Source organism: Patulibacter sp., assembly GCF_030655195.1.
Classification (GTDB): Bacteria; Actinomycetota; Thermoleophilia; order Solirubrobacterales; family Solirubrobacteraceae; genus Patulibacter.
This window is the reverse complement of record NZ_JAURWA010000011.1, coordinates 1-4,789: the sequence shown is the minus strand read 5'-3', so window position 1 is coordinate 4,789 and position 4,789 is coordinate 1. Positions and strand designations below refer to the sequence as shown.

Below are 4,789 nucleotides of genomic sequence, written 5' to 3'. Positions count from 1 at the left end.
GGCGATCGCGCCGACGAGGTCCTGCGGGCGCATGCGCGCCTCGCGGCCGGCCCCGACGAAGATCCGGGTCGTGCCGACGCCGGCACCGCGGCGCTCGCGGCGGTTGCCGCCCGGACCGTTCTCGCCGCGCGGGTCACGGCGCGAGCCCTCGCGGAAGCCGGCACCGCGGTGCTCCTTCGGCTTGCCGGCGGCGATCTCGGGGATGTCCTCCTCGTCGACCGGCGAGCCGGTCGCGGCCTGCGCCAGCTTCAGGGCGGCGGCGGCGACGTCGACGACGTCGAACTCGCCGGCGAGCGACTCGATCACGCCACGCAGCTCGGCCAGGTCGCCGGGCGCGGCGAGGGTCTCCCGCAGCGTCGTCGTCATCTCGGCGAGCTGCCGGCTGCGCAGGTCGGCGACGGTCGGCACCGGCTCGATGGCGATCTGCTGGCGCGTCAGACGCTCGATGTTCTTCAGGTTGCGGTGCTCGCGCGGCTGCGCGAACGTGATCGCGACGCCCTCGCGGCCCGCGCGGCCGACGCGGCCGATCCGGTGGACGTAGGCCTCCGGGGCGGACGGGACGTCGTAGTTGACGACGTGCGTGAGGTTGTCGATGTCGAGGCCGCGGGCCGCGACGTCGGTGGCGACGATCAGCTGCGTCGAGCCGTTCTTCAGGCGGTCGATCGTGCGCGAGCGCTGCGTCTGGTCCATGCCGCCGTGCAGCGCCTCGGCGGTGTAGCCGCGGCCGTTGAGCGTCTGGGCGACCTCGTCGACCTCGGCGCGCGTGCGGCAGAAGACGATGGCGGCCTTCGGCTGCTCCTTGTCGAGCACGCGCGTCAGCGCGGTGGCCTTGTGGTGGCGCGCGACGACGTAGGCAGCCTGGCGGACCTTCGGGGCCTCGCCCTCCGGCGTGACCTCGCGGGCGACGGCGATGCGCACGGCGTCCGGCTGGTGCTTGCGGGCCAGGCTGTTGATGCGCGAGGGCATCGTGGCGGAGAAGAGGACCGTCTGGCGCTCCTTCGGCGTGGCGCCGAGGATCGTCTCGATGTCGTCCTGGAAGCCCATGTCGAGCATCTCGTCGGCCTCGTCGAGGACGACCATCTGGATCTCGCCGAGCTGCAGCGCGCCGCGGTCGATGAGGTCCTTGGCGCGGCCCGGCGTGGCGACGACGACGTCGACGCCGCGGTGCAGGGTCTTCAGCTGCTTGACGATCGGCTCGCCGCCGTAGACGGCGAGGACCTTGATGCCCAGGCCCTTGCCGTAGGACCAGATGGCCTCGGCGACCTGGGTGGCCAGCTCGCGGGTCGGGACGAGCACGAGGCCGCGCGGGGCCTTGCTCTGGCTCGAGTGCCCGAAGCGATGGAGCATCGGCAGCGCGAAGGCGGCCGTCTTGCCGGTGCCGGTGGCGGCCTGGCCGAGCACGTCCTGGCCGGCGATCAGCGGGCGGATGGTCTCGCGCTGGATCGGCGTCGGCTCCTCGTAGCCCAGGCCGGCCAGGGCCTTCAGGAGCTCCGGGTGCAGGTCGAGGTCGGCGAAGGTGACGTTCTCGGACTCGGTCACGGGGGTCTCCTGCTTCGGGCGATCGCGCTTGCGGGGGTCGGGCTGGGAGCCGGTGCGCAGCTCCTGCGGGGCGTCCGCGGCGGCGGACTCGGGGGTCGGCTCGGAGACGACGGCGACGGCCGCGTCGTGCTCGGTCGTCGCGGAGGGGTCGACCGTGACGTCGGTCGTGGGTGCAGCGGTGACGGCCTGGCCGTCAGGAGCGGATGCGCTCATGTGGTCCTTCGGGGAAGAGCGGTCTCGTCCACGAAGATCCGGCTTTTTCGGATCGCGTCCGGCGATCCGGGTGAAGCCCTGTCCCACGGAGGTCGAAACCATTGGGTACGACGGGAGCAGGTGCGCTCCGATCACGAGCCGCGACGCAGCGCGGCAGGGAAGGACTGTGACAGGCCGCCGGGGGCCCGTGTGTGCGCGGCAGGCCGAACCGCGGCCCGCCGTCGGCCGGGACCCGCCCGGCCGAGGTGTCCGGTCGGCCCTCAGGCGCGACCGGCGAGCACGGCGATCCCGTCGCCGGCGTCGTCGAAGCGCCCGACCTCGCGCAGCGTCACCCAGGGCAGGAGCTCGCGGTAGTCGTCGACGGTGCGGGCCGCCCAGTGCCCGGGCTCGGGGCGGTCGGCGACGGACTCCGAGAGGAAGACGAGCCCACCGGGACGCAGGACGCGGCGCATCTCGGCGATCGTCCGCTCGAGCGCGACGGCGGGGATGCCGCCCAGGACGAGCGACGTGAAGACGACGTCGACCGCGTCGTCGTCGACGGGCAGACGCCCCTCGGTCATGAGCCGCAGGTCGACCCGCGCGTGGGGCTCGGCGAGGGCCAGCAGGCCCGCGACCGGGTCCACCCCTATCGCGTCGCCGTCGACGAGGGCCGCCAGGTCGGCGGTCAGCCGGCCGGTGCCGCAGCCCACGTCGAGCACGACCTGCTCGTCCCCGGTCAGCTCGGCGGCCAGGAGCGGCCAGAGGGCCTCGCGGTGGCCGTCGGTGACGTCGCCGAGGTCGGCCTCGTCGGGGTGGTCGACGTTGACGACCGCACGGGCGCCCAGCGCCCGAGCACGCTCGCGCCAGTACGCCACGCCGGGACGGGCGGGGTCCAGGGCCTCGACGCCGCCGGCGTCGGGGTCCCCCGCGCCGGAGGGGCCGGCGGTCGCCCCGCTCATCGCGAGACGACCGGGTTCAGCGGCGTGTCGATGACCTCGCCGGGGCGGGCGCCGGGCAGGAACTGCTCGTAGTCGCCCGAGACCATCGTCGGCTGGTCCACGAGCCTCGACCCGTCGGCGAAGTACGTGGTCGCCATGACCTGCCGCGGCTGCGTGGTGCGGTTGCCGCGGGCGTAGTGGAAGCACCAGGCGTGGTGGAAGGAGACCTCGCCCAGCGCGAAGGGCGAGTCGTCGACCCGCACGCCGGCGGCGCCGAACGCGTCGGCCACACCCCGGTCGTACGAGGTGCCGACGCTGTCGAAGTCGACGTCCTCGGCCACGCGCCAGGTGTCCTTGCCCGCGGCGAACGCCAGGGGGCCCATCGGCGACGGGATCGCCTGCAGCGGGATCCAGCTCGTGACGATGTCGCGCGAGGCGATCGGGAAGTGGTGCGCGTCGAAGTGCCACGGCGTGCGGCCGCAGCCGGGCTGCTTGGACAGCACGTTGTCGTGGTAGATCCGTGCGTCGGCGACGCCGAGCAGATCGGCGGCCAGGCGACCGAGGCGGGGCGCGAGCGCGAACAGCCGGAGGACCTCGGAGTCGCCCTGCCACATCATGTCGAGGCTGAGGAAGCCCGAGGCGCCGGGACCGTCGCCCGCGGCGGCGAGCCGCTCGACCTCGAGCCGGCCGGCGGCCAGCGCGCGGGGGCTGAGGACGGCGGGCAGCTTGATGTACCCCTCGTCCCGGAACCGGCCGGCCTGCTCGTCCGTCAGCTCGTACGGCGTGCGGAGCTCCTCGGCCAGCTCGGCCGTGGTCAGCGGCTCGACGGCCTCCGGCGGGTCGGCCTCGACGAGCTCGACCGGGCCCTCGTCCTCGGCCGCCAGCGACAGGTACCAGTCCCACCACGCGCCGTTGGACTCCTCCCACGGCTGGTCGACGCCCGACTCGCGGGCGTGCTCGGCCGAGAGGATGCGGCTGTCCTGGGTGCTCATGCGGGGGTCCCGTCGTTCGGGGTGAGGAGGACCAGGTCGGTCTCCTGGCGGAAGCGGTGCACGCCGGCGTCGGCGTCGTGGCAGGCCTCGAGGTAGGCGCCGAGGACGGGAGCCTCGCGCATCTGCTCGAGGGAGACGGTGTCGTCGAAGGCGCAGCGCTGGAGGAAGCCCTCGAGGACCTCGCGGTCGTCGTCGGCGACGACGTGCTCGTAGGAGATCCGGCGCACCTCGACCTCGTGGGTGTCGTCCGCACCGACACGACCCAGCGCGTCCGTGAGCTGCTCGCAGGAGACGTAGGCCGTGCCCTCGCCGCCCCGGACGCCCTCGAGGAACGCGCGGTAGAAGGCCAGGTAGTGCCCGTCGTAGGCCCCCTGGGCCAGGAGCAGCACGCCGTGCGGAGCCAGCGCGTCGAGCATCCGCCGGGCGGCGGCGTCGACGTTCTCCGGCTGCAGGGCGTAGAGCGCGTGCGTCGCCCAGACCACGTCGAACGGGCCGACCGCCGGGTCGAGGTCCTCCATCGTCACCTCGTGACGGGCGGCCTCGTGGAACGGCGGGCGCAGCACGGCCGCGGCCTCCTGCAGCGAGAAGGGCGCCGGGTCGAGCAGGTCGTAGTCGACGCGCAGGTCGTCCTGGGCCGCCAGCTCCGTGCGCTCGAGCAGCGTCTCGGGGAACTTGCCCGACCCGCACGCGACGTCGAGCAGCGAGACCGCGCCGCCGCCGGCGCGCTCCCGGACGACCCGGAACAGCTCGGGGTAGTCCAGCGCGTCGGCCAGCAGCTGGTAGTCCAGACGCGCGAGCGCGTAGAACGCCTCCATCTCCCGGCGCCCCTCCTCGCTCCAGTGGGCGAGGCTGCGGGCGGCGGTGTCTGGGACGGCGTTCTCGGGGGGCATCTTCGATGCGTACGCCGCCGGAGGCCGAGCGGTTGCCCGGACCGACACATGGCGTCTCGGATGTTCCGGCCCCCGGGCTGCGCGCGGGAGGCGCCGCGGCCGGCCGGCGGGGCGCCCCGCCGGGCCGCCGTTTGCGGACGCGCGATCGCTGCCCGTCAGCGGCTCACAGGCTGCTCACCAGATGACCGCCGTCGACCGGGATCACGGCGCCGGTCATGTACGCCGAGGCGTCGCAGGC

General features: G+C 74.2%; 4 protein-coding genes. All 4 read right to left on the bottom strand.

Features of this window, described 5'->3' with window-relative positions; all coding sequences use genetic code 11:
- On the bottom strand, positions 1 to 1,752 hold a 1,752-nt coding region (locus Q7T67_RS01175; protein WP_304785494.1), incomplete at its 3' end, for a DEAD/DEAH box helicase.
- A 260-nt stretch (positions 1,753 to 2,012) separates the two neighbouring features.
- Positions 2,013 to 2,690: a class I SAM-dependent methyltransferase gene (locus tag Q7T67_RS01170; RefSeq protein ID WP_304785493.1), complete on the bottom strand. Its 678-nt coding sequence runs from the start codon at positions 2,688 to 2,690 to the stop codon at positions 2,013 to 2,015.
- Positions 2,687 to 3,661, bottom strand: a complete 975-nt coding sequence (locus tag Q7T67_RS01165; protein WP_304785492.1) for a phytanoyl-CoA dioxygenase family protein — start codon at positions 3,659 to 3,661, stop codon at positions 2,687 to 2,689. The genes Q7T67_RS01170 and Q7T67_RS01165 overlap by 4 nt, the downstream gene beginning before the upstream one ends.
- Positions 3,658 to 4,551: a bifunctional 2-polyprenyl-6-hydroxyphenol methylase/3-demethylubiquinol 3-O-methyltransferase UbiG gene (locus Q7T67_RS01160; protein WP_304785491.1), complete on the bottom strand. Its 894-nt coding sequence runs from the start codon at positions 4,549 to 4,551 to the stop codon at positions 3,658 to 3,660. Before Q7T67_RS01160 ends, Q7T67_RS01165 begins: the two co-directional genes overlap by 4 nt.
- Between the last annotated feature and the right edge of the window lie 238 nt (positions 4,552 to 4,789).

Coding starts and splice junctions, on each gene's coding strand:
- Q7T67_RS01170 (WP_304785493.1), bottom strand. CDS start 2,690: ATGAGCGGGGCGACCGCCGGCCCCTCCGGCGCGGGGGACCCCGACGCC.
- Q7T67_RS01160 (WP_304785491.1), bottom strand. CDS start 4,551: ATGCCCCCCGAGAACGCCGTCCCAGACACCGCCGCCCGCAGCCTCGCC.
- Q7T67_RS01165 (WP_304785492.1), bottom strand. CDS start 3,661: ATGAGCACCCAGGACAGCCGCATCCTCTCGGCCGAGCACGCCCGCGAG.